General features: G+C 35.4%; 26 protein-coding genes. 13 read left to right on the top strand and 13 right to left on the bottom strand.

All coding sequences use genetic code 11. From position 1 onward, the window contains the following. Positions 1-65 precede the first annotated feature (65 nt). Together AC6H33_RS01880 and AC6H33_RS01875 are read right to left on the bottom strand one after the other, a co-directional pair. Complete coding sequence (locus AC6H33_RS01880) at positions 66-1,349, bottom strand: M16 family metallopeptidase (protein ID WP_497605283.1); 1,284 nt, start codon at positions 1,347-1,349, stop codon at positions 66-68. Then, positions 1,350-2,399, bottom strand: a complete 1,050-nt coding sequence (locus AC6H33_RS01875; RefSeq protein WP_497605282.1) for a dehypoxanthine futalosine cyclase — start codon at positions 2,397-2,399, stop codon at positions 1,350-1,352. A 173-nt stretch (positions 2,400-2,572) separates the two neighbouring features. Between AC6H33_RS01875 and AC6H33_RS01870 the strand changes: the two genes are divergently transcribed. The 3 genes from AC6H33_RS01870 to AC6H33_RS01860 are packed head-to-tail and all read left to right on the top strand — an operon-like array spanning position 2,573 to position 4,944. Then, on the top strand, positions 2,573-3,175 hold the full coding sequence (locus tag AC6H33_RS01870; RefSeq protein WP_497605281.1) for a hypothetical protein: 603 nt from the start codon (positions 2,573-2,575) through the stop codon (positions 3,173-3,175). A 24-nt stretch (positions 3,176-3,199) separates the two neighbouring features. Continuing rightward, on the top strand, positions 3,200-3,862 hold the full coding sequence (locus AC6H33_RS01865) for a response regulator transcription factor (protein ID WP_497605280.1): 663 nt from the start codon (positions 3,200-3,202) through the stop codon (positions 3,860-3,862). Further along, positions 3,859-4,944, top strand: coding sequence for an ArsS family sensor histidine kinase (locus tag AC6H33_RS01860; RefSeq protein ID WP_497605279.1), 1,086 nt, complete (start codon positions 3,859-3,861; stop codon positions 4,942-4,944). The genes AC6H33_RS01865 and AC6H33_RS01860 overlap by 4 nt, the downstream gene beginning before the upstream one ends. Before the next feature lie 28 nt (positions 4,945-4,972). Here the strand turns inward: AC6H33_RS01860 and nusB are convergent, their stop codons facing one another. The 6 genes from nusB to AC6H33_RS01830 are packed head-to-tail and all read right to left on the bottom strand — an operon-like array spanning position 4,973 to position 8,115. Further along, positions 4,973-5,371, bottom strand: coding sequence for a transcription antitermination factor NusB (gene nusB, locus AC6H33_RS01855; RefSeq protein WP_497605278.1), 399 nt, complete (start codon positions 5,369-5,371; stop codon positions 4,973-4,975). A gap of 2 nt (positions 5,372-5,373) precedes the next feature. After that, complete coding sequence (gene ribH / locus AC6H33_RS01850) at positions 5,374-5,838, bottom strand: 6,7-dimethyl-8-ribityllumazine synthase (RefSeq protein ID WP_497605277.1); 465 nt, start codon at positions 5,836-5,838, stop codon at positions 5,374-5,376. Between the two features lie 14 nt (positions 5,839-5,852). Further along, positions 5,853-6,137 (bottom strand): type II toxin-antitoxin system RelE/ParE family toxin, encoded by a 285-nt coding sequence (locus AC6H33_RS01845; RefSeq protein WP_497605276.1) that lies wholly within the window; start codon positions 6,135-6,137, stop codon positions 5,853-5,855. Between the two features lies 1 nt (position 6,138). Further along, positions 6,139-6,378, bottom strand: a complete 240-nt coding sequence (locus AC6H33_RS01840; RefSeq protein WP_497605275.1) for a hypothetical protein — start codon at positions 6,376-6,378, stop codon at positions 6,139-6,141. 1 nt (position 6,379) lies between these two features. Next, positions 6,380-7,171 carry a 3-deoxy-8-phosphooctulonate synthase gene (kdsA, locus tag AC6H33_RS01835; protein ID WP_497605274.1) on the bottom strand — a complete coding sequence of 264 codons (792 nt, stop codon included), beginning with the start codon at positions 7,169-7,171 and terminating at the stop codon, positions 6,380-6,382. Positions 7,172-7,227: 56 nt separating this feature from the next. Continuing rightward, positions 7,228-8,115 (bottom strand): DMT family transporter, encoded by an 888-nt coding sequence (locus AC6H33_RS01830; RefSeq protein ID WP_497605273.1) that lies wholly within the window; start codon positions 8,113-8,115, stop codon positions 7,228-7,230. Between the two features lie 99 nt (positions 8,116-8,214). On the opposite strand from AC6H33_RS01830, the gene AC6H33_RS01825 reads away from it, so the two are divergent. Beyond that, the gene (locus tag AC6H33_RS01825; protein ID WP_497605272.1) at positions 8,215-8,967 is read left to right on the top strand and encodes a TerB family tellurite resistance protein; all 753 of its coding nucleotides are present in this window, start codon (positions 8,215-8,217) and stop codon (positions 8,965-8,967) included. A 3-nt stretch (positions 8,968-8,970) separates the two neighbouring features. Continuing rightward, on the top strand, positions 8,971-9,333 hold the full coding sequence (locus tag AC6H33_RS01820; RefSeq protein ID WP_497605271.1) for a cytochrome C: 363 nt from the start codon (positions 8,971-8,973) through the stop codon (positions 9,331-9,333). Here AC6H33_RS01820 and AC6H33_RS01815 read toward each other — a convergent pair. After that, entirely contained in the window at positions 9,323-9,781 is a 459-nt protein-coding gene (locus AC6H33_RS01815) for a phosphoribosyltransferase (protein ID WP_497605270.1), read from the bottom strand. The two genes, AC6H33_RS01820 and AC6H33_RS01815, sit on opposite strands and share 11 nt — an antisense overlap. A gap of 140 nt (positions 9,782-9,921) precedes the next feature. Between AC6H33_RS01815 and AC6H33_RS01810 the strand changes: the two genes are divergently transcribed. The 3 genes from AC6H33_RS01810 to der are packed head-to-tail and all read left to right on the top strand — an operon-like array spanning position 9,922 to position 12,731. Beyond that, positions 9,922-10,500, top strand: coding sequence for an LPP20 family lipoprotein (locus tag AC6H33_RS01810; protein WP_497605269.1), 579 nt, complete (start codon positions 9,922-9,924; stop codon positions 10,498-10,500). Further along, complete coding sequence (locus AC6H33_RS01805) at positions 10,497-11,186, top strand: NlpC/P60 family protein (protein WP_497605268.1); 690 nt, start codon at positions 10,497-10,499, stop codon at positions 11,184-11,186. The genes AC6H33_RS01810 and AC6H33_RS01805 overlap by 4 nt, the downstream gene beginning before the upstream one ends. 60 nt (positions 11,187-11,246) lie before the next feature. Further along, positions 11,247-12,731 (top strand): ribosome biogenesis GTPase Der, encoded by a 1,485-nt coding sequence (der, locus tag AC6H33_RS01800; protein ID WP_497605267.1) that lies wholly within the window; start codon positions 11,247-11,249, stop codon positions 12,729-12,731. A gap of 29 nt (positions 12,732-12,760) precedes the next feature. On the opposite strand, the gene hemJ is transcribed toward der, so the two are convergent. Together hemJ and hpf are read right to left on the bottom strand one after the other, a co-directional pair. Then, positions 12,761-13,183 carry a protoporphyrinogen oxidase HemJ gene (gene hemJ, locus AC6H33_RS01795; RefSeq protein WP_497605266.1) on the bottom strand — a complete coding sequence of 141 codons (423 nt, stop codon included), beginning with the start codon at positions 13,181-13,183 and terminating at the stop codon, positions 12,761-12,763. A gap of 1 nt (position 13,184) precedes the next feature. Beyond that, positions 13,185-13,514, bottom strand: coding sequence for a ribosome hibernation-promoting factor, HPF/YfiA family (hpf, locus tag AC6H33_RS01790; protein WP_497605265.1), 330 nt, complete (start codon positions 13,512-13,514; stop codon positions 13,185-13,187). 119 nt (positions 13,515-13,633) lie between these two features. On the opposite strand from hpf, the gene trpS reads away from it, so the two are divergent. Further along, the gene (trpS, locus tag AC6H33_RS01785) at positions 13,634-14,593 is read left to right on the top strand and encodes a tryptophan--tRNA ligase (RefSeq protein ID WP_497605264.1); all 960 of its coding nucleotides are present in this window, start codon (positions 13,634-13,636) and stop codon (positions 14,591-14,593) included. 136 nt (positions 14,594-14,729) lie between these two features. Here the strand turns inward: trpS and argF are convergent, their stop codons facing one another. Together argF and hemB are read right to left on the bottom strand one after the other, a co-directional pair. Next, positions 14,730-15,656 (bottom strand): ornithine carbamoyltransferase, encoded by a 927-nt coding sequence (argF, locus tag AC6H33_RS01780; protein ID WP_497605263.1) that lies wholly within the window; start codon positions 15,654-15,656, stop codon positions 14,730-14,732. 100 nt (positions 15,657-15,756) lie between these two features. Continuing rightward, positions 15,757-16,728 carry a porphobilinogen synthase gene (hemB, locus tag AC6H33_RS01775; RefSeq protein WP_497605262.1) on the bottom strand — a complete coding sequence of 324 codons (972 nt, stop codon included), beginning with the start codon at positions 16,726-16,728 and terminating at the stop codon, positions 15,757-15,759. A gap of 69 nt (positions 16,729-16,797) precedes the next feature. On the opposite strand from hemB, the gene ribA reads away from it, so the two are divergent. Genes ribA through AC6H33_RS01755 form a run of 4 tightly spaced genes read left to right on the top strand, consistent with a single transcriptional unit; the run spans position 16,798 to position 18,585 of the window. Continuing rightward, positions 16,798-17,361, top strand: a complete 564-nt coding sequence (ribA, locus tag AC6H33_RS01770; protein ID WP_497605261.1) for a GTP cyclohydrolase II — start codon at positions 16,798-16,800, stop codon at positions 17,359-17,361. Positions 17,362-17,393: 32 nt separating this feature from the next. After that, the gene (gene rsmG / locus AC6H33_RS01765) at positions 17,394-17,975 is read left to right on the top strand and encodes a 16S rRNA (guanine(527)-N(7))-methyltransferase RsmG (protein WP_497605260.1); all 582 of its coding nucleotides are present in this window, start codon (positions 17,394-17,396) and stop codon (positions 17,973-17,975) included. Beyond that, positions 17,972-18,196 carry a PP0621 family protein gene (locus AC6H33_RS01760; RefSeq protein ID WP_497605259.1) on the top strand — a complete coding sequence of 75 codons (225 nt, stop codon included), beginning with the start codon at positions 17,972-17,974 and terminating at the stop codon, positions 18,194-18,196. The genes rsmG and AC6H33_RS01760 overlap by 4 nt, the downstream gene beginning before the upstream one ends. Next, positions 18,193-18,585, top strand: a complete 393-nt coding sequence (locus tag AC6H33_RS01755; RefSeq protein WP_497605258.1) for a hypothetical protein — start codon at positions 18,193-18,195, stop codon at positions 18,583-18,585. Before AC6H33_RS01760 ends, AC6H33_RS01755 begins: the two co-directional genes overlap by 4 nt. The last annotated feature ends 57 nt before the right edge of the window (positions 18,586-18,642 follow it).

Genomic DNA, 18,642 nt, shown 5'->3' with positions numbered 1-18,642 from the left:
TTTTTTTATGAACTACCTCTTAAAATATTGCGTTTTGCAATATTTATTTTACTTGAACTAGAGTTTTACTTAGTAACTATCGCAAAACTTATATCTAAAATCTCTTTGTGCTCTTTTATAAAGCTGTTTAAATCCTCAAGCTCAAGATTTTTGATGCGCTCTAACTCTCTATCTGAATGCCCAAGTTTATGTCCGTTGTAGTACTCCATAAATGTGCGATTTAGTCTTTGGCTCATAGTTTCCACTCTAAGCGGTTCACTTCCAAGTAAAAACTTTTTTGTCTGCTCAAGTTCACTTTTTTTCACACCATTTTTTACAAAATCTTCAACTATTGCCTTAACGCTTTTTTTTGCCTCTTCAAGAGATTCTAACTTTGTTTGTAGATGCCCATTCATGCTAGAGCTTGATTTACTCACATCTACTCTCGCATATGCAGAGTAAGCAAGACCACGCTTAACCCTAATCTCTTCCATAAGTCTTGAACCAAAACCACCAGCACCCAAAATAAAAGCAGAAACTCTAGCTTTATAATAATCATCTGAATCTACTGAGATATTATAAGGAGAGCCAAAATAAAGATACGCTTGTTGTGTATCTTTTTTTATCACTCTCTCTTTAGGCTCTTTTGTAACTTCATATTTTATAACTTCACTCTTGCTTCCAACTGCCAATGTATCTATAATTTTTACAGCCTTGCTCTTCATCTCTTCTATATCTGTATCGCCACCAACAACTACAATTAGTTTTGAAGAGACAAGATTCTCTTTTATAAAATTTTTAACATCATCAAGTTCAATACTCTTAACACTAGCAACCGTTCCAGAAGATGGCTGTGCAAGAATACTATCTTTAAAAAGAATAGCTTTTAACTCATTTGCAGCGATATAGTCAAAGTCACTCTCTTTGTTTGCTAAAGAGCCAAGCGTTGCTGTTTTAATCTTTTTTATAACCTCAGGAGTAAAATTTGGCTCATTTAAAAGGAGTTGTAAATATTTAAGACCCTCATCAAACTCCTCTTTAAGACATCCTAACTCAATAACAAAAGTCTCTTTGCCCGTTGTTGCAGAGATGTGAATGGCTCTACTCTCAAGTGCCTCTGCAAAGGCGCTTGAACCTAGCGCTTTGCTACCCTCGTTCATAACTTTTGCGCTAAATTTTGCAAGACCTGCTTTTTTTGTGTCTGCTATACTCCCGCTGTTTGTAAAAACAAGTTGCATTGTTATAAGAGGCAATCTTTTGTCTTGTTCAAAAATCATAGGTACATTTATATCTTTTGCTTCTATCTTATCTATTGTTGCTGCCATTATTATATTTCCTAAAATCAGTAGTGTTAAAATTATTTTTTTCATCTATGCAAATTTCTCTAAAATTTCATAAGCAGTATTTCGTACTGCTGGTATTTCGCCTATATCTTTTATGAGATGCACCATCTCGCTCTTTGCCATCGTATAAGCTGCTCCAGCGCTACTTACAACATTCTCTTCCATCATCGTTGAACCTAAATCATTTGCCCCAAACATAAGTGCCATCTGCCCGATATATGGACCTTGCGTTACCCATGAGCTTTGGATATTTGGCACATTATCAAGGTAGAGCCTTGCAACGGCGAGAAGTCTTAGGTAGCGGTTTGATGATGGTTTCTCCATATCTGGAATGAGGCGTAAAAGTTCAGTATTTTGCCCCTGAAAACTCCACATAATAAAAGCACGAAAGCCTCCGCTCTCATCTTGAAGTTTTCTTATCATATCAAAATGCTCTATGATGTCCTCATCGCTCTCAACAGTACCGTACATCATGGTAGCTGTTGACATAATGCCGAGTTTATGAGCTTTTCTATGAACATCAACCCAAACTTCGCTATCTATTTTTTTAGGAGCAATTATGTCACGGACCTTATCGCTAAGTATCTCAGCACCAGCACCAGGAATAGAAGCAAGACCTTTTGCATGAAGTCTCTCTAAAACCTCTTCCACGCTTATTCGTGAAACTTTAGCGATAAAATCTATCTCTATGGAGGAGAAGCCATGAATCGTAATAGTCGGGTATTTGGTATGGATATGCCCAACCAAATCCTCATACCACTCTATCTTTAGTTTTGGATGAACACCGCCTTGAAAAAGTATCTGTGTACCGCCAATTTCAAGCAGTTCATCTATCTTTGCATCAATCTCATCAAATGTTAAAACATAAGCATCCGCATCTTTTTCATGTCTGTAAAATGCGCAAAACTTACAGTCAACCCAACAGATGTTTGTATAGTTGATGTTTCTATCAACCACAAAAGTTGTTATGTTATCGGGATGAAGCTCTTTTTTACGTTCTGTTGCCATACGCCCAAGCTCTTTAAGGTCTGCGTTTTTTATAAGCTCTAAGGCTTCTTCTTTTGTCAATCTTTTCATTTATTGCCATTTCATTTTTAGTGGTTGGATTTTACCTTTTTTTTTACAACAAAGATATAAAAATAGCGCATAGCTCCAAAGTTATAAGAATCTATTTACTTTCATTTACTTTGAATTAAACTCCTATTTAAAATCTGCCTATATGATTATTTAAAACAAAAAAGGAGTTAACCATGAGTATCAGTTCAATAAGTTCGAGTCAAGTTTATCAGGCGCAGACGAGTAGTACTACTAAATCAAGCAGTCTATCAACTGAGCAACAGGCATTTATATCAGATTTGCTCTCTGGGTATGATTCAGAGTCTCTCTCTGCAAGTGATGCGCAAGAGATTGTAAAAGCCTTGCAAGAAGCTGGTATTGAGCCTTCTAAAGCGATGGAGAGCACTATGGCTGCTTCAGGATTTGACGCTAAAGAGATAGGGGATTTAGCTGGTGTAGGCAAAGAGGGTGGCGGAAGACCGATGGGACCTCCACCTCCAAAAAAAGAGGAGATGTCGAGTGTGTCTGATTTGCTAGAGAGTCTGCTAAGTTCTGATGAAGAAGATGATTCAACAACTAGCACTACTTCATCATCATTTGATACTGTTTTAGACTATACAAGTAAAATTGTAAGCCTTAAAGATGATGCAAAAACAGAAGTGATGGACCTTTTAAATAAATATAATTCCGAGGAGAACACTCTCTCTAAGGAAGATACGCAGAAATTTATTGTCAATTCTTTGAGCCAAATTTTAAAGGAATCAGATAATTACAATACAATGTCATTTTACGCATAGTAAAAATGGCAAAGGAAGGGTGTTATGATTAATATTTTAATGATTGAAGATGATCCTCAGTTTTCACTTTTTTTAGGCGAATACTTAGAAAAATACAATATTAAAATAACAAACTTTCAAGACCCTTTTTTGGGTCTTAGTTCTGGTGTGGATAAGTACGACTTGCTAATTTTGGATTTGACACTTCCTGGGATGGATGGTCTTGAAGTATGTAGTGAAGTGGCAAGAAAATATGACATTCCTATCATTATCTCAAGTGCTAGAAGCGACTCTACCGATAAAATAATGGGCTTACAGATGGGCGCTGATTATTACCTGCCAAAACCTTATGATCCAAAAGAGATGTATGCTGTTATCCAGAGCCTCTTAAGACGGATAAAAAAGAGCAACTATCCTATAGTCAAAAGTGATTTTACATATGATAAATCGAGCTTAAAAATAGTCTTCAAAGAGAATGATTTAGAGCTTACTCATGCAGAGTATGAGGTTATGCTATGTCTGCTTAAAAACACAAACACAGTAGTATCGCGAGAGCAAATCGTTGAGAGTTGCGAGAGCCTCAGTGATAGTTATTCCAAAAGTTTAGATGTGATTATCGGCAGACTTCGCAGTAAGCTTGGCGATGACTCTAAAAATCCAAAATATCTACACTCAATCCGTGGTTTAGGATATAAACTCTCACAATGAAGATGACTTTCTCACTCAAAACAAAAATCACAAGCGTGTTCGTTTTTTTATTTGTACTCCTTGTTTTAGCATCTCTGCCTTTTCATCAAATGCAAGAGATGAGGGCAAATGAAAATGTGATGCATAACTATGAGAGATTTATGCAACATATTAAACAAGAGAGAATGTCTAGAGAAAATGTAATAAAATATTTGGATACTCTTGATTTTATTGAGGTTGAGAGTCCAGAAGATATTTTGTTTTTGCCAAATAAGCTGATTATTAAAAGAGATGGTTTTGAGATATTTATTGTAAAAGAGAACTATTATTTGCATATTTTAGCACCTCACTTTAGAGTGCTTTTGTTAGATAAATCAAATAAATTTGAGCGTAGTTATCTTGATATATTTATTGTCTTGTTTGTCGCTATGCTTTTTGCATTTATCTACTATCTTATTTTAAAAAACATAAATGACACACAGCGTCAACTAAAATCAAGACAACTTTTTTTACGAACAGTTATGCATGAGCTAAAAACTCCTATTGCAAAAGGGAGAATTGTGAGTGAACTTATAGATGATGAAAAACAAAAAAATAGAATCATCACTATCTTTGAAAAGCTCAACTTGCTTATAGACGACTTTGCAAAGGTTGAGCAGATAGTTTCTAACAACTACAAGCTAAATATGTATAGTTGCACCATAGAGAGTGCCCTGCAAAAAGCTATCGATATGCTAATGCTTGAAAATAGTGACAATATAATCCACAAAGAGATTTCTACAAGAGTGATAGATATAGATTTGGACCTATTTGCATTGGCACTAAAAAACCTAATTGAGAATGGTTTAAAATACTCAAGCGATTCTAAAATAATTATCAAAGAAGAAGCAAATCAGCTCCATTTTATATCAATAGGAGCAGAGCTTCAAAGGCCGTTACGCGACTACTTTAAACCTTTTCACAATGATACAAAATTTAAAAATCATGGAATGGGACTTGGTCTGTATATAGTAAATGCTATACTTCAGATGCACAACATGAACCTAGAGTACGAATACGTGCAAAATAGAAATATCTTTAAAATTACTCTTACTTCAAAGTAAGAAGTAAAAGTACAAACAATGAGGTGGTTTACTTATCTTTAGAGATTGCGTCTAATACGCCATTTATAAACTTAGGTGACTGCTCTGTACCAAACGCTTTTGTTATCTCAACCGCTTCGTTTATAACGACTGCAGAATCAAGTTCGCCAAAAAGTATCTCATAAGTTGCAAGTCTAAGAGTTGCTCTCTCGATAGCTCCAAGTCTCTCAAAATCCCAATCTTTAAGGTGTTTCACAATTGCCACATCGACAGGAGTTATGTTTGCCATAACACCCTCATAAAGAGTTAGTGCAAAATCTTTTTGCTTGTTTCTAATCTTCTTCTCTTCTAAAATCTCATCTGTATGCTCTGCAATGTTTCCATTACCCAAGTCAAATGCGTAAAGTAGGCTTACAACCGCCATTCTGGCTTGATGTCTAGTTGCCATAATTATATATTCTCATACAAATCTAGCATCTCGATAACAACCGTCATAGCTTCAAAACCTTTGTTACCAGCTTTTGTACCAGCTCTCTCTATTGACTGCTCAATATTGTCAGTTGTTAAAAGACCAAATGAGACAGGTTTTTGGTGCTTTAGACTCATCATCGCTATCCCTTTTGTTGCCTCAGCAGAGACATAATCAAAATGTGGTGTTGCCCCACGAATAACAGCGCCAAGAGCACAAATAGCATCATATTTTCCACTTGCTAAAAGCTTGTCAATAATCATAGGAAGCTCAAACGCCCCTGGAACTAAGATATGTGTCAAGTCAGCCTCATCTCCGCCATGACGAGCAAATGCATCCTTCGCACCCTCAACAAGTCTATCAACAATAAAGTGGTTCCATCTTGTACTAACTATCGCAACTTTTTTCCCATTTACAACTTTTAGTTGTCCTTCAATTAACTTCATCTATTTTCCTTTTTTTATAGTTTTGAATTGTAATTTTCTTTAGAATTTATAATTCTAATTATTAAAAGCCCTTTAGCTTTTATCTTATAAAAAACCAAATGAGATTTAAAAACCAAAACCCTACATTCAATTTTTACATTTTTGTTTTTACACTTATTTCCCATATTTGGGTTTGCTACAAGTAACTCTATATACTCTTTTAATTTTTGAGCATATTCCCTTGCCGCATTTGGTTTATCTTTTTTAATGGCTTCAAAAATAGCAATTAAATCATTTTTAGATCTCTGAGAATAATCCAATTTAAACATATTTTTTAAAAAGTTCGTTCCAAATCTCTTCATGAGATTGTTTGCACACTCCCGAATCAATCCCTTTTTGTATCTCATCTTCCAAAGAGGACCAATCTTCCTCAAAACTCTCATCTTTTCTCTTACTATCAAAACTAAGTTTTATAAACTCAAAAAATTTCTCTTTGTTGCTATGAAACTCATCAAGAAATATACGCTCAATCTGTTTATCTTCAATAGTTAAAGTAAGCATTTTATATCTCCCGTATCTTTTTAATTTTATTTATCAGTGCTTCTAGCTCATCAAGTTTTATCATATTTGGTCCATCACTTAGCGCTATGTTTGGGTCAAAGTGTGTCTCAAAAAAGAAACCATCAACTCCTACCGCTGCGGCTGCACTTGAGAGATATGGCACCATAGTTCTGTCTCCGCCTGTTTTTCCGCCAAGCGCACCTGGAGCTTGAACGGAGTGGGTCGCATCAAAGATAGTCGGTGCAAACTCTCTCATGATAACAAGAGAGCGCATATCTACAACGATATTTCCATAACCAAAAGAGCTTCCTCTCTCACAAAGATAGACTCCATGTTTTTTAGAAGCCTCGTAACTCACCTCATCACAGCCTCTAGTTTTTAGCACTTTTGCCACAGAGTAGCGCATATCAGGCGGGTTTATAAACTGCCCTTTTTTGATATTTACCTCTTTTGTAGTTTTAGCACATGCCACAAGAAGGTCTGTTTGACGGCATAAAAATGCAGGTATCTGAAGCATATCTACAACTTCGGCAACCTGAGCAACTTGACATGACTCATGGACATCAGTGACTACTTTGTAACCAAAATCATTTTTAACTTTCTCTAAAATTCTAAGTCCCTCATCTATTCCCAAACCACGAAAACTATCAAGTGACGTACGGTTTGCTTTATCAAAACTTGATTTAAAATAAAAATCGATTGTTTTATCATTTTGATAAATCTCTAATGATTTTGCAATTTTAAAAATGTTTTCTTCACTCTCAATAACGCAAGGTCCAGCGAGTAATTTCATATATTTGCCTTTTAAAAAATAGAAAGTGATTATATCATATTGGGTTTAATGTAGAATTATTTTGATTTTGCAACCATAATTCCAGCACTGACTATAAGAGCAATTCCACATGCGCTTACAACACTTGGATATGCGTCTCCAAGCACTACTCCAATAAAAATAGCAAAAACTATATTTGTATAACTAACCGCCCCAACAATTCCCGCTTTTGTCTCTCCATACGCTTTTGTCATAAAGTATTGAGATAGCGTTCCCAAAGTACCAAGTCCCACAATATAAACCCAAACAACTCCACTAGGAAGAACAAACTCTCCCATCATAAAATCAAGTTCAGCTATATAAAAATAGTGTGAGAGCATAAAGAGTAAAATCGGACCAACTGTTCCAACTAAAGTAAATGATAAAACTATCATTCTTGTATCATAATAGTTTTTAAGCTCCCTGATTGAAGTGTATGCAAGAGCAGCACCTATACCGCTAAAGATTCCCAATACATCATATTTACTAAACCCAAATCCACTCGGTTGCGCAATCAAAATAATCCCTAAAAAGCCGATAAATACGGCAATCCAAGCACTTAGTGATAGTTTTTCATTTAAAAATATCCATGCAAAAATCGCTGTAAAGATAGGTGCAGTTTTTGAGTAGGTTACAGCATCTCCAAGCGGTATATTTGCGATATTGTAAAAATATGCAAGAAGAGCTAAAAAGCCCATCAATCCTCTAAAAAACAGCAGAAATGGCTTACCACCTTTGCTCTTCATTGGGCTTCTATAAAGAGCGTACCCTATAAAAACCACACCAAAAATATTTCTAAAAAAAACAACTTCAAGTGAGCTCATATGCGCTGAAGCCAGTTTTGCAAATGCACCCATAACTGCAAAAAGCAGTGAAGCCATAAGCATATATTTTACGCCACTGTTTAAATTTTTTATATGTTTCATAAATGAGAGTATACCCATCTTTATCAATTCAAAACTATTTGATAGGCTATCTATTAACTTGAGTTTTCTATAATTTTAAAAAAATAATAAAGGGTACTTATGGGAAATATAATTATTTTTATAATTCTAGGCGGATTTTTCTACTGGATTTTTAAAGGTTATGCAAAATATAGCGACTACTCAAAAGAGGCGTTTAAGAATTTTTCTATCACAAAAGAGTCTCTTAAAAACAGCGATCTTGGGCTTTTTATAGCCCTTGTTGCCAAAGTTGCAAAAGCTGATGGAAAAGTTGATGCCCTTGAAGCAGAGCTTGTGGGCATCATGTTTGATGACATCTCTGCAATATTTCCAGAGCCTCAAAAAACTAAAGATATTTTAAAAGAGATATTTAACGAAGAGAAAGACAAAAGAGAAAATCTTCATAGTATCGCTCAAACTCTAAGCCATGCGATAAAAAGAGACAGAGCAAAACAGCAACAGTTTATGGGCTTTTTGATTCAGTTGGCGTTTGTTGATGGTGAGCTAAGCAAGAGCGAAGAGGAGATTTTAGCAAAAATTGCAGAAGCACTTGAGTTTGACCCAAATGTTTATCATGCAATGTTTGATAAATTTGAGCAAATGATGAAAAACATCACTCCAAAAGCAAATATATCTGACGCATATAAACTTTTAGGCGTAAACGAGAGTGATGATATGGATACAATCAAAAAAGCTTATAGAAAACTCATCCGTGAATTTCATCCAGATATCATAAAATCTCAAGGCAAAAGTGAAGCTTACATGCAAGAAGCAACGGCAAAAACTCAAGAGATAAATCAAGCATACGAGATGATAAAAGAGAAGAGAAAGTAGAAGATGCGACTATTTTTTTTAACTCTATCTCTAGCTCCATTGCTCTATGGGGCAGATATGGGCTCACTGCTTTTTCATGGAAACTGTGTAACATGCCATCACGAGACAAAAACTATCTCTGCACCTTCTGCAACTGAGTTTAGACAGAGGTACAGAGATGCTTTTTCCACTAAAGAGGAGTTTGTATCTTACATGTCAAATTGGGTTAAAAAACCATCTCACGAGGGCTCACTTATGCATGATGCTATAAAAAAGCATGGTTTAATGCCAGAACTTGGGTTTGATGAAGATGCTCTAAAGACGATTTGCGCTTATATATATGTTACAGATTTTACAGAGGAAGAGAAAACTCATCCTAAGAGATAGTTTTATCTTCTAAAAAATCTCTCTCCCAAAAAAAATCTATCCAGTCATCTGCTTCATTTATCCAAAAATCAGGCTCATAAACAGATGTTTTTTTATAAAAAAGTGTTGCGGATTTAAACTCTATATCTTTAAATTCCTCTGCAAGATAACTCATAACACTCTTGAGAGTTTCGCCGCTATCAGATATATCATCCACTACTAAAACTCTTTTTATGCCATTAAATTGGCACTTTGCAAAGATAGTAATGTTGTCTCTTTTTAAACTCTTATCGTATAGTTCGGTTCTAATGCTTTGGACATCTCTTATATTTAAGCCTTCGGAGATAGCGTGGGATAGAGTAAAACCACCTCTTGCTACTGTAACTATTGCTTCAAAATTATCTTCTCTAAGCAGAAGCAACAACTTCTTTGTGTCATTTTTAAATGTATCATAACTATAATATTTCATAAAATGCATTGTACATAAAAACTTTATAAAAGCCTATAAACAAGGCATTTTTAAACAGCATATAGTGGCTTAAATTAGTAAAATTTATTTAAGATGAAAACTGCTACAATCGCTTTAAGAAAAACAAAGGAGATCATCAAATGATCAAAACTATTTCATCTATTTCACTTGCAATAATTATCAGTGCTGTTGTAACTGGTTGTTCAAAAGATGTTGAGCCAGAGCCAAGAAGTGTAGATTTTTCTTGTAAACAAGAGAATGTAGACGCTCCTAAATGGACTTGTATCCCTGAAGTATCTGCTCACTATGCAGGAGTTGGTATCGCTGAGAAAAGCGCTGCTGGAATGGATCATATGAGAAGAGTTGCTATGGCAAACGGTCGTTCTGATTTAGCTCAACAGATACAAACACTTGTAAAAGACAAAGTCAGTCTATACACTGGTACAACTGGAATTGCAACTAGTGAAACAGTAGACAAAACTACTGAGAGCGTAACTAAGCAAGTTGCAAAAGTAAACTTGAGCGGCTCAAAAGCGATAGATATGTGGAGTGCACCATCAGGCGCTCTTTATATGCTTGTAACAGTATCAAAAGATTCAACAAATGAGCAAATTAGAGACAATATCAAAACAAGTTTTAAAAATGACAACGCTCTTTGGCAACAATTTAAAGCTAAAAATGCACTAGAAGATCTTGAAAAAGAGTTCTCTGCAGAATGAGGAGTATCCTTCTAGGACTTACTCTTCTCCTGCTTTTTTTAACAGGATGTTCGCAAAAAGAGGTCGTAGTAGTTAAGCCAGAGGTTCAAATAGTCATTGCACCAATTATAGAAGAGATAAAGCCTCCAGAAGATAAAGAACTGCCTATTCGCAAGGCTATAGTAGAGAGTGCTCTAAAATATCTCGATACAGACAATGGTCATGATTGTTCAGGATTTGTCGGTCTTGTTAATAGTGATACCAATGAATCTTTCTATAAAGCAGAAATGCTATATAAATATTATGATAACTCAAGACGCTCAAGAGCAATTTTCAACATGATGCAAGATGAAGATAAGCTAGTAAGTGAGCCTCTTCCAAAAGTGGGTGATATTGTCTTCTTCTCAGACACTCTTCAAAAAACAAAACGAAGAGTTGGCTCATTAAACATCACACATATGGGTATAGTTACTGCCGTTGATGAGGATGAAACCGTACATTTTATCCATAATATTCAAGGCAAAAACAAAATAGACCAACTAAATAGAAAATACTCAGACCATCATATGCTCTCAGACAAACATATAAATAGCTTTTTGAAGAGATGTTCCAAAAACAGACAAAAGAGCAAATGTTTAACCTCTTTTTTCTTTAGTTCTTATGCATCTCCAATGCCAAAAGAGAAGATAGAATTAAGTAAAAACTAAAATTTTTTTCTACTTCTTTATTTAGCTATAATTCCATCCAATAAACTTAAGGTAACAAATATGAAAAAAATCGCCATTATCGGTCGTCCAAATGTTGGAAAAAGCTCACTCTTTAACAGGCTAATTAAAAAAAGAGATGCTATTACCTCTGATGTTGCTGGAACGACAAGAGATGTAAAGAGACGACATGTTGTTATCATAAATAAAGAAGCACTTTTGCTAGATACTGGCGGTCTTGACCAAGGGTGTGAGCTTTTCGACAAGATAAAAGAGAAATCTTTAGAAGCTGCAAAAAAAGCAGACATTATCCTCTATATGGTTGATGGAAAAAGTATCCCAGAAGATGCGGATAAAAAACTCTTTTATGAACTTCAAACGCTTGGCAAAGAGGTAGCACTCGTTGTAAATAAGATAGACAACGATAAACTAAAAGATAATCTTTGGGATTTTTATGAGTTTGGAACAGACGCTATTTTTGGCATATCTGTTTCACACAACAGAAGCGTAAATGCGCTCTTAGAGTGGATATACGACAGACTTCCAGAAGAAGACATCATAAAAGATGAAGATGAAGAAGATGATGTAAACATAATCGAAGAGGACGATGAAGAGTTTGATTTTGACGATGCTGAGTATAACGAAGAGGAGGAAGATGATAACTTTTTCTACCCTGAAGATGACGAAGATGAAGAGTTTGAAGATGACTCTATCTTTGCTCAAAACGATAGAATCAAAGAGTTTGATGAAACTGATGTAAACCATATAAAAATCTCTATCATCGGACGTACAAATGTTGGAAAAAGCTCTCTCTTAAATGCTCTTCTTGGTGAAGAGCGCTCTGTTGTAAGCAGTGTTGCAGGAACTACAATCGACCCTATTGATGAGAGCATGGAGTATAAAGACAAACAATTAACCTTTGTTGATACGGCAGGTCTTAGACGCAGAGGAAGAATCGTGGGCATTGAGAAGTTTGCTCTTATGCGCACAAAAGAGATGCTAGAGAACTCCAACATGGCACTTGTTGTATTAGACGCAAGTGAGCCTTTTTTAGATTTAGATGAGAAAATTGCAGGTTTGGTTGATAGCAACCGTCTTGCATGTATCATTGTTTTAAACAAATGGGATATAGCGCTTAGAGAAGATTATGACAAAATTATCCAAGAAGTACGTGATAGATTTAAATTCTTAGCTTATGCCCCTATCATAACACTCTCTGCAAAATCACATAGACGTGTTGATAAGCTCTTTGATATGATTTTAGAGATAAACGACAACTACTCTCAGCATATAAAAACATCAGAGTTAAATGTTGTTTTAGAAAAAGCTCTCCGTCGTCACCAGTTACCAAGTATGCGTGGACAGATTATCAGAATCTACTATGCAACGCAGTATGAAACAAGACCGCCAAAGATAGCGATAGTTATGAATAAACCACGAGGTCTTCACTTTACTTATAGAAGATATTTGACAAATAAATTAAGAGAAGCTTTTAGCTTTAGCGGAACACCAGTTCTATTTAAAGCTAAAAAACGTGGGGAGAAGTAAAAGAGGGAGAGAGCTCCCTTTTTTATTTTTTAAAATGGTTTTATTATAACCATAGCGACTATAATAAGAAGTAAGATAGTCGGCACTTCATTATATGCTCTAAAAAATTTTCCACTCTTTATGCACTCATCATTTAAAAATTTCTCTCTAAAATATCCTAAAGAGAAAAAATATGCTACCAAAATAACCACAAAAAGTATCTTTGCATGTAGCCAAGCGTTAGCACTAAAACCTAGCTCAATAGCTAGATAAGTCCCGCTTAGCAGTGTCGCCCACATAGCAGGGACACCGATATATTTGTAAATTTTCATCTCCATAACTTTTACAACTTTAACAAAACCCTCGTTATCTGCATTTTCTGCATGATAAACAAAGAGTCGTGGCAGGTAAAACAAAACTGCATACCACGATATAAAAGAGAGGATATGAAACCATACTACCCAATTGTACATACTACTCCTCTACTACTTCCATCTCTTTTAAAGAGGTCGCTTTATGAGATACTACTTTATCATGGAGACGGCGAAGTGCTTTTGAAGCTCTATCTATCGCTAAATCGATTGCAGTATCTAAATCTTCATCTGTTTGATTGATTACAACTGGCTCTGAGTGTGCTATATGAATGTCAAACTCTACCAAAACACCTTTTTTCTCTTTTTTTAAATTTACATTTACAGTTGTAATATCAAGTGAGTATTTTTTAAAAGCTGCTATTGCAGTTTCAATATGCCCTTTTGCATTTGCACTAAGTGTTATATCTTTTGCATGAACTTGTACATTCATAATAAATCCTTTAATTTTTTTCTGTTTTCTAGCGACGCCACACCCTTAAATCATAGCGAAATAAAGTTAAAACAAGTATAATAACAACATAAAAATTTATACTATTTTGGAGTTTTAGGATGAGAGTTTTAACAGGTATTCAGCCATCAGGAGATTTACATATAGGAAACTATTTTGGCTCTATTAAACAGATGGTGGATGCGCAAGAGAGTAGCCAAACTTTTGCTTTTATAGCAAACTATCATGCCATGACAAGTGGTGGCAAAGATTTAGCAAGGCTCACTATGCAGTGCGCAACAGATTTTTTGGCACTGGGAATTGACCCGCAAAAATCTATTTTTTGGGTTCAATCAGATGTAAAAGAGGTGCTTGAGTTATACTGGATTTTATCATCATTTACTCCAATGGGATTATTAGAAAGAGCGCATAGCTATAAAGATAAAACGGCAAAGGGAATCGCAGCAAATCACTCGCTCTTTTCATACCCTGTTTTGATGGCGGCAGATATTTTGATATTTGGCTCGGAAGTTGTCCCTGTTGGAAAAGATCAAATTCAACATGTTGAGATTGCAAGAGATATAGCTATAAAATTTAATAATCAATATGGAGATATTTTAACTATTCCAGAGTTTAGGGTTCAAGAAGAGGTTCAAACTGTTCCTGGAACTGACGGTCAAAAAATGTCAAAGAGCTATGGAAACATCGTAAATATTTTTGGAGAAGAGAAAGCTCAACAAAAAACTATAAAAAAAATAGTGACTGAGAATGTAGCAGTTGAAGAACCAAAAGAGTTTGAGAGCTGTAATGTCTACAATATGGCGAAGCTTTTTTTAGAAGGAGACAACCTCATTGCGCTTCAAGATAGATACAAAAGAGGCGGAGAAGGTCATGGCCACTTTAAGATGTATCTTGCAGAGGTTATGTGGGAGTACTTTAAAGATTTTAGACAAAAAAGAGAGTATTTTGAAGCTCATCAAGATGAAGTAAGAGAGATTTTGGACTTTGGAGCAAAACGGGCTAAAGAAGCAGCGCTCCCTATCATAGAGAAAATCAGAAGCGCGACAGGAATAAGATACTAAGTTTTCCCCTCGTTCCCAAGTTTTACTTGGGAACGCATACAAACTGAGATATACACTCCCAAGCAGAGTCTGGGAGCGAGATAGTATTATTGGAGATGAGAAAATTGTCTTTGATATTGCAGGAAATAGGTATAGCTTATATATTTCTCTGCTTATCCAGCCAAACCATCAGCCCTTTTTGGGCGTGAAGTCTATTTTGCGCTTCATTAAAAATTATCTCAGAGTGTTTTTCAAACACCTCTTCACTAACCTCTAAACCTCTATAAGCGGGAAGACAGTGAAGAAACTTTGCATCATTTGCTGCTAATGACATCATATTTTCATCAACCATGAAACCGTTAAATATTCTAATACGAGCCTCTTTTTCTTCCTCTTGCCCCATTGAGGTCCAAGTATCAGTTGTCACAACTGTTGCACCTTTTATAGCCTCTGATGGGTCATTTGTGACTTTTATAACTGCTCCGCTCTCTTTTGCGATTAGAAGAGCTTCTTGAAGAATTTTTTCATTAACTTCATACCCTTTTGGAGTAGCAACTCTTAGCTCAAAACCTAGTTTTGCAGCCAACATCATCCATGAGTGAGTCATATTGTTTCCATCACCTACGTAAGCAGCGATAATATTTTTCTCCATACCATACTCAACCAAAGTCATATAATCAGCTAAGAGTTGAACAGGATGGTAAGAGTCTGTTAAACCATTTATAACTGGAACTTTTGAGTAAGATGCAAACTCTTCAATGCGTGAGTGCTCAAAAGTTCTTATCATAACCATATCGCACATGCCTGAAATAACTCTAGCAGTATCTTTTACAGGCTCACCTCTGCCAAGATGAATATCTCTGCTTGATAAAAAGAGCGCATGTCCACCCAACTGAAACATTCCCGTCTCAAAACTAACACGAGTTCTTGTTGAGCTTTTTTCAAATATCATAGCTAGTGTCTGATTTTTTAGTTCATGTTTATAGATACCGCTCTTTAGGCTCTTTTTTATCTCTAAACCTATGCTTATAATCTCTAAAATCTCATCTTTGCTAAAGTCTCTCAGCGTTAAAAAGTGTCTCAATAATTTCCCCAAAAATATAAAATAAGCATTAAGTTTATAACAATTCTCTTTAAGTATGCTTCTAAAAACTGCATCTACTCTCTAGAGATAGGTTAAAAGGTTACTTTTGTAACATCTTTGCAACTTCTTTAGCGTGATAAGAGATTATGATATCCGCACCCGCTCTCTTAAAACTAACCATAGTCTCCATCACAACTCTATCATAATCAATTAACCCCTGCATCCCTGCAAATTTTATCATTGCATACTCGCCACTTACGTTATAAACAGCCATAGGAAGCGATGTTGCATCTTTTATCTCTCTTACTATATCCAAGTATGCGAGAGCTGGTTTTACCATCAAAATATCTGCACCTTGAGCCTCATCAGAGATACTCTCAGCAATAGCCTCTCTTCTGTTTGCTGGGTCCATCTGATATGAAGCACGGTCACCAAAACTAGGCGTTGACTCTGCTACTTCACGAAATGGTCCATAGTATCCTGAAGCAAATTTTGTAGAGTAGCTCATAATAGGTAGATTTTCATACCCTGCGCCATCTAGCGCTTCTCTTAGTGTTGTTATTATTCCATCCATCATGCCTGATGGTGCTATCATATCCGCTCCAGCTTTTGCATGAACTATCGCTTGTTGTGCTGAAATTTTAAGTGTTGCGTCATTATTTACTGTTTGGTTTTTTTCATCAATAATTCCGCAGTGACCATGGTCTGTATATTCGCAAAAGCATAAGTCTGTTACTACAAACATCTCTGGGTGCGCCTCTTTTATGGCACGGATGGCTTTTGCGATGATACCATGTTCGCACAATGAATCTGAACCAATAGAGTCTTTTACATCTGGTATCCCAAAGAGGATGATAGAGTAAAGCCCTAATTTTTTAAGCTCCTCGCACTCTTTTAAAACCTCATCTATACTCATCTGAAAAACACCTGGCATAGATGAGACTTCTGTTTTAATCTTTTCTCCAGAGCGTACAAAAAGCGGATAAATAAAGTCATTTACACTTACGCTTGTTTCACGAACAAGTGAGCGAAGATGAGTGTTGAGGCGTGTTCTGCGAAATCTTTGAAACATTATTGAACCTTTTTTTAGCTATAATTTTTGAAAATTTTACCTTTTTAAAATTAATTTTAGGACAATTTATTGGAAATAGAAATCTCCGAAATAGCAAACTTACCATCAAGATTTGGCGATTTTAAGGTCAAAGTCTTTAAAGTAGGTTGTAAAGAACATCTTGTCATCTACAAAGAGCCATTAGATGAAACTCCAATAGTTAGAGTTCACTCTGAGTGCTTGACTGGGGATGCGATGGGGAGCTTAAAGTGTGATTGTAGAGATCAGCTAGAACACGCTCTTTTACTAGCATCAAAAACAAATGGTATGGTTATATATCTAAGACAAGAAGGGCGCAATATTGGGCTCTTAAACAAGATAAACGCTTATGCTCTTCAAGACAAGGGGCTAAATACAATAGAAGCAAACCATCAGTTAGGCTTTGAGGCTGATGAGAGAACTTATGAGATAGTTCCTTTTATACTTGAGCATTTTGGCATCAAAAAAATAAAGCTTCTCACAAACAACCCAAAAAAAGTTCTCTCACTAAGCGGTATAGATATAGTAGAGCGTGTTCCAATTATCATGAAATCAAATCCTCACAACGAGGGTTACTTAAATGTAAAAAAAGAGAGCATGGGACACCTGCTCTAAATTATGCAAAACAACTCTAAAGAAGGAATATTTTGAATCTAAAGACTGCTCTCTTGGAGCTTGATGCCGACTTGCCAGATACGCTCTTTCATCATATACAAAAATACAAAGAACACCTTTTTAAATGGAATAAAATCCATAACTTGACTGGTGCAAAAAACGAAAATACCATAGATGAATTTATATATGATGCAATATACCCAATCACTTTTTTACCAAAGTGTAAAAATCTCTTAGATATTGGAACGGGTGCTGGTTTTCCAGGACTCATTTTAGCTATGGGTCTGCCAGAGACTGAAGTTACACTTGTTGAGCCTTTGGCAAAGAGAGCTAGTTTTTTACAGTTCATAAAAGCTGACCTTGGGCTTAGTAATGTTAAGGTTGTTCAAAAGAGAGTTCAAGATATGCCTAGTGAAATTTTTGATATAGTGACTTCAAGAGCAGTTATAGATACAAATATGCTCCTTGAACTGAGTAAAAACTTCCGAAACGAGAACTCAAAACTTCTTTTTTTTAAAGGAGAGAGAGTTTATGATGAAGTTAGCGAAGATATAAAATATAAGATAATAAAAAGAGAAAATAGACACTATCTTCTCATTGGAGAGACTTTATGATACTTAAACTACTGCTTGTTATAGGCGTTATCGCTTTTATATATTTTAAATTTATAAAGAAAAAACCTCAAGTTGAAAAAACAGCAGACAAAAAAGATGAGCAAAAAAGTAGTGATATGGTTGAGTGCGCAACATGTAAGATATATTGCTCACTTGAAGATTCATTAATCAGCGGTGGCAAATACTACTGCTCAAAAGAGTGCCAAGAGAGTGCAAAATGATATTTTTTGGTCATAGATTTATACAGAGCCAAAATTTTTACCACATTCAAAGCATTGAGGCTATCGACAACACTCCACCATCATCAACTATCTTTTTAGAATTTAGCGAACAAAACTTAGATATTATAACTTTTGCTTCATCTAGTGAAATTCCAATGGCACTCCATGTGAAAAATATCACAGAACTTCTCTATGCCTCATCTTTTGGCGCACTCTACATTGTCGTTGAAAAAGAGTTAGCAAAAACAGCACAAAATATAGCAGAAAAATATCTCTTTGATGCTAAAATATTAGTATTTGTTACAGATGAACGTGAAATTGAAGAACTGGGGCTTCTTAGCATAGATGGTGTGATATTTCCAAATGCTATTATAAAAATTAACTCCTAGCGACAATTTGGTTACAATTATCTAAATAATATGTTTTTTTTGTTACAATTGTGAACT

This window comes from Sulfurimonas limnophila (assembly GCF_059705345.1).
Note: the sequence above shows the minus strand (reverse complement) of the source record. Positions and strands in the feature narration are given on the sequence as shown.

What these genes read in the sequence shown, in the direction of transcription:
- AC6H33_RS01840 (WP_497605275.1), bottom strand. Translation starts at nt 6,378, where the DNA reads ATGCTTACTTTAACTATTGAAGATAAACAGATTGAGCGTATATTTCTT.
- AC6H33_RS01865 (WP_497605280.1), top strand. Translation starts at nt 3,200, where the DNA reads ATGATTAATATTTTAATGATTGAAGATGATCCTCAGTTTTCACTTTTT.
- AC6H33_RS01810 (WP_497605269.1), top strand. Translation starts at nt 9,922, where the DNA reads ATGATCAAAACTATTTCATCTATTTCACTTGCAATAATTATCAGTGCT.
- ribH (WP_497605277.1), bottom strand. Translation starts at nt 5,838, where the DNA reads ATGAAGTTAATTGAAGGACAACTAAAAGTTGTAAATGGGAAAAAAGTT.
- trpS (WP_497605264.1), top strand. Translation starts at nt 13,634, where the DNA reads ATGAGAGTTTTAACAGGTATTCAGCCATCAGGAGATTTACATATAGGA.
- hemB (WP_497605262.1), bottom strand. Translation starts at nt 16,728, where the DNA reads ATGTTTCAAAGATTTCGCAGAACACGCCTCAACACTCATCTTCGCTCA.
- AC6H33_RS01860 (WP_497605279.1), top strand. Translation starts at nt 3,859, where the DNA reads ATGAAGATGACTTTCTCACTCAAAACAAAAATCACAAGCGTGTTCGTT.
- AC6H33_RS01815 (WP_497605270.1), bottom strand. Translation starts at nt 9,781, where the DNA reads ATGAAATATTATAGTTATGATACATTTAAAAATGACACAAAGAAGTTG.
- AC6H33_RS01880 (WP_497605283.1), bottom strand. Translation starts at nt 1,349, where the DNA reads ATGAAAAAAATAATTTTAACACTACTGATTTTAGGAAATATAATAATG.
- AC6H33_RS01830 (WP_497605273.1), bottom strand. Translation starts at nt 8,115, where the DNA reads ATGAAACATATAAAAAATTTAAACAGTGGCGTAAAATATATGCTTATG.
- der (WP_497605267.1), top strand. Translation starts at nt 11,247, where the DNA reads ATGAAAAAAATCGCCATTATCGGTCGTCCAAATGTTGGAAAAAGCTCA.
- AC6H33_RS01820 (WP_497605271.1), top strand. Translation starts at nt 8,971, where the DNA reads ATGCGACTATTTTTTTTAACTCTATCTCTAGCTCCATTGCTCTATGGG.
- kdsA (WP_497605274.1), bottom strand. Translation starts at nt 7,171, where the DNA reads ATGAAATTACTCGCTGGACCTTGCGTTATTGAGAGTGAAGAAAACATT.
- AC6H33_RS01805 (WP_497605268.1), top strand. Translation starts at nt 10,497, where the DNA reads ATGAGGAGTATCCTTCTAGGACTTACTCTTCTCCTGCTTTTTTTAACA.
- AC6H33_RS01870 (WP_497605281.1), top strand. Translation starts at nt 2,573, where the DNA reads ATGAGTATCAGTTCAATAAGTTCGAGTCAAGTTTATCAGGCGCAGACG.
- AC6H33_RS01825 (WP_497605272.1), top strand. Translation starts at nt 8,215, where the DNA reads ATGGGAAATATAATTATTTTTATAATTCTAGGCGGATTTTTCTACTGG.
- nusB (WP_497605278.1), bottom strand. Translation starts at nt 5,371, where the DNA reads ATGGCAACTAGACATCAAGCCAGAATGGCGGTTGTAAGCCTACTTTAC.
- AC6H33_RS01875 (WP_497605282.1), bottom strand. Translation starts at nt 2,399, where the DNA reads ATGAAAAGATTGACAAAAGAAGAAGCCTTAGAGCTTATAAAAAACGCA.
- hemJ (WP_497605266.1), bottom strand. Translation starts at nt 13,183, where the DNA reads ATGTACAATTGGGTAGTATGGTTTCATATCCTCTCTTTTATATCGTGG.
- AC6H33_RS01760 (WP_497605259.1), top strand. Translation starts at nt 17,972, where the DNA reads ATGATACTTAAACTACTGCTTGTTATAGGCGTTATCGCTTTTATATAT.
- AC6H33_RS01755 (WP_497605258.1), top strand. Translation starts at nt 18,193, where the DNA reads ATGATATTTTTTGGTCATAGATTTATACAGAGCCAAAATTTTTACCAC.
- hpf (WP_497605265.1), bottom strand. Translation starts at nt 13,514, where the DNA reads ATGAATGTACAAGTTCATGCAAAAGATATAACACTTAGTGCAAATGCA.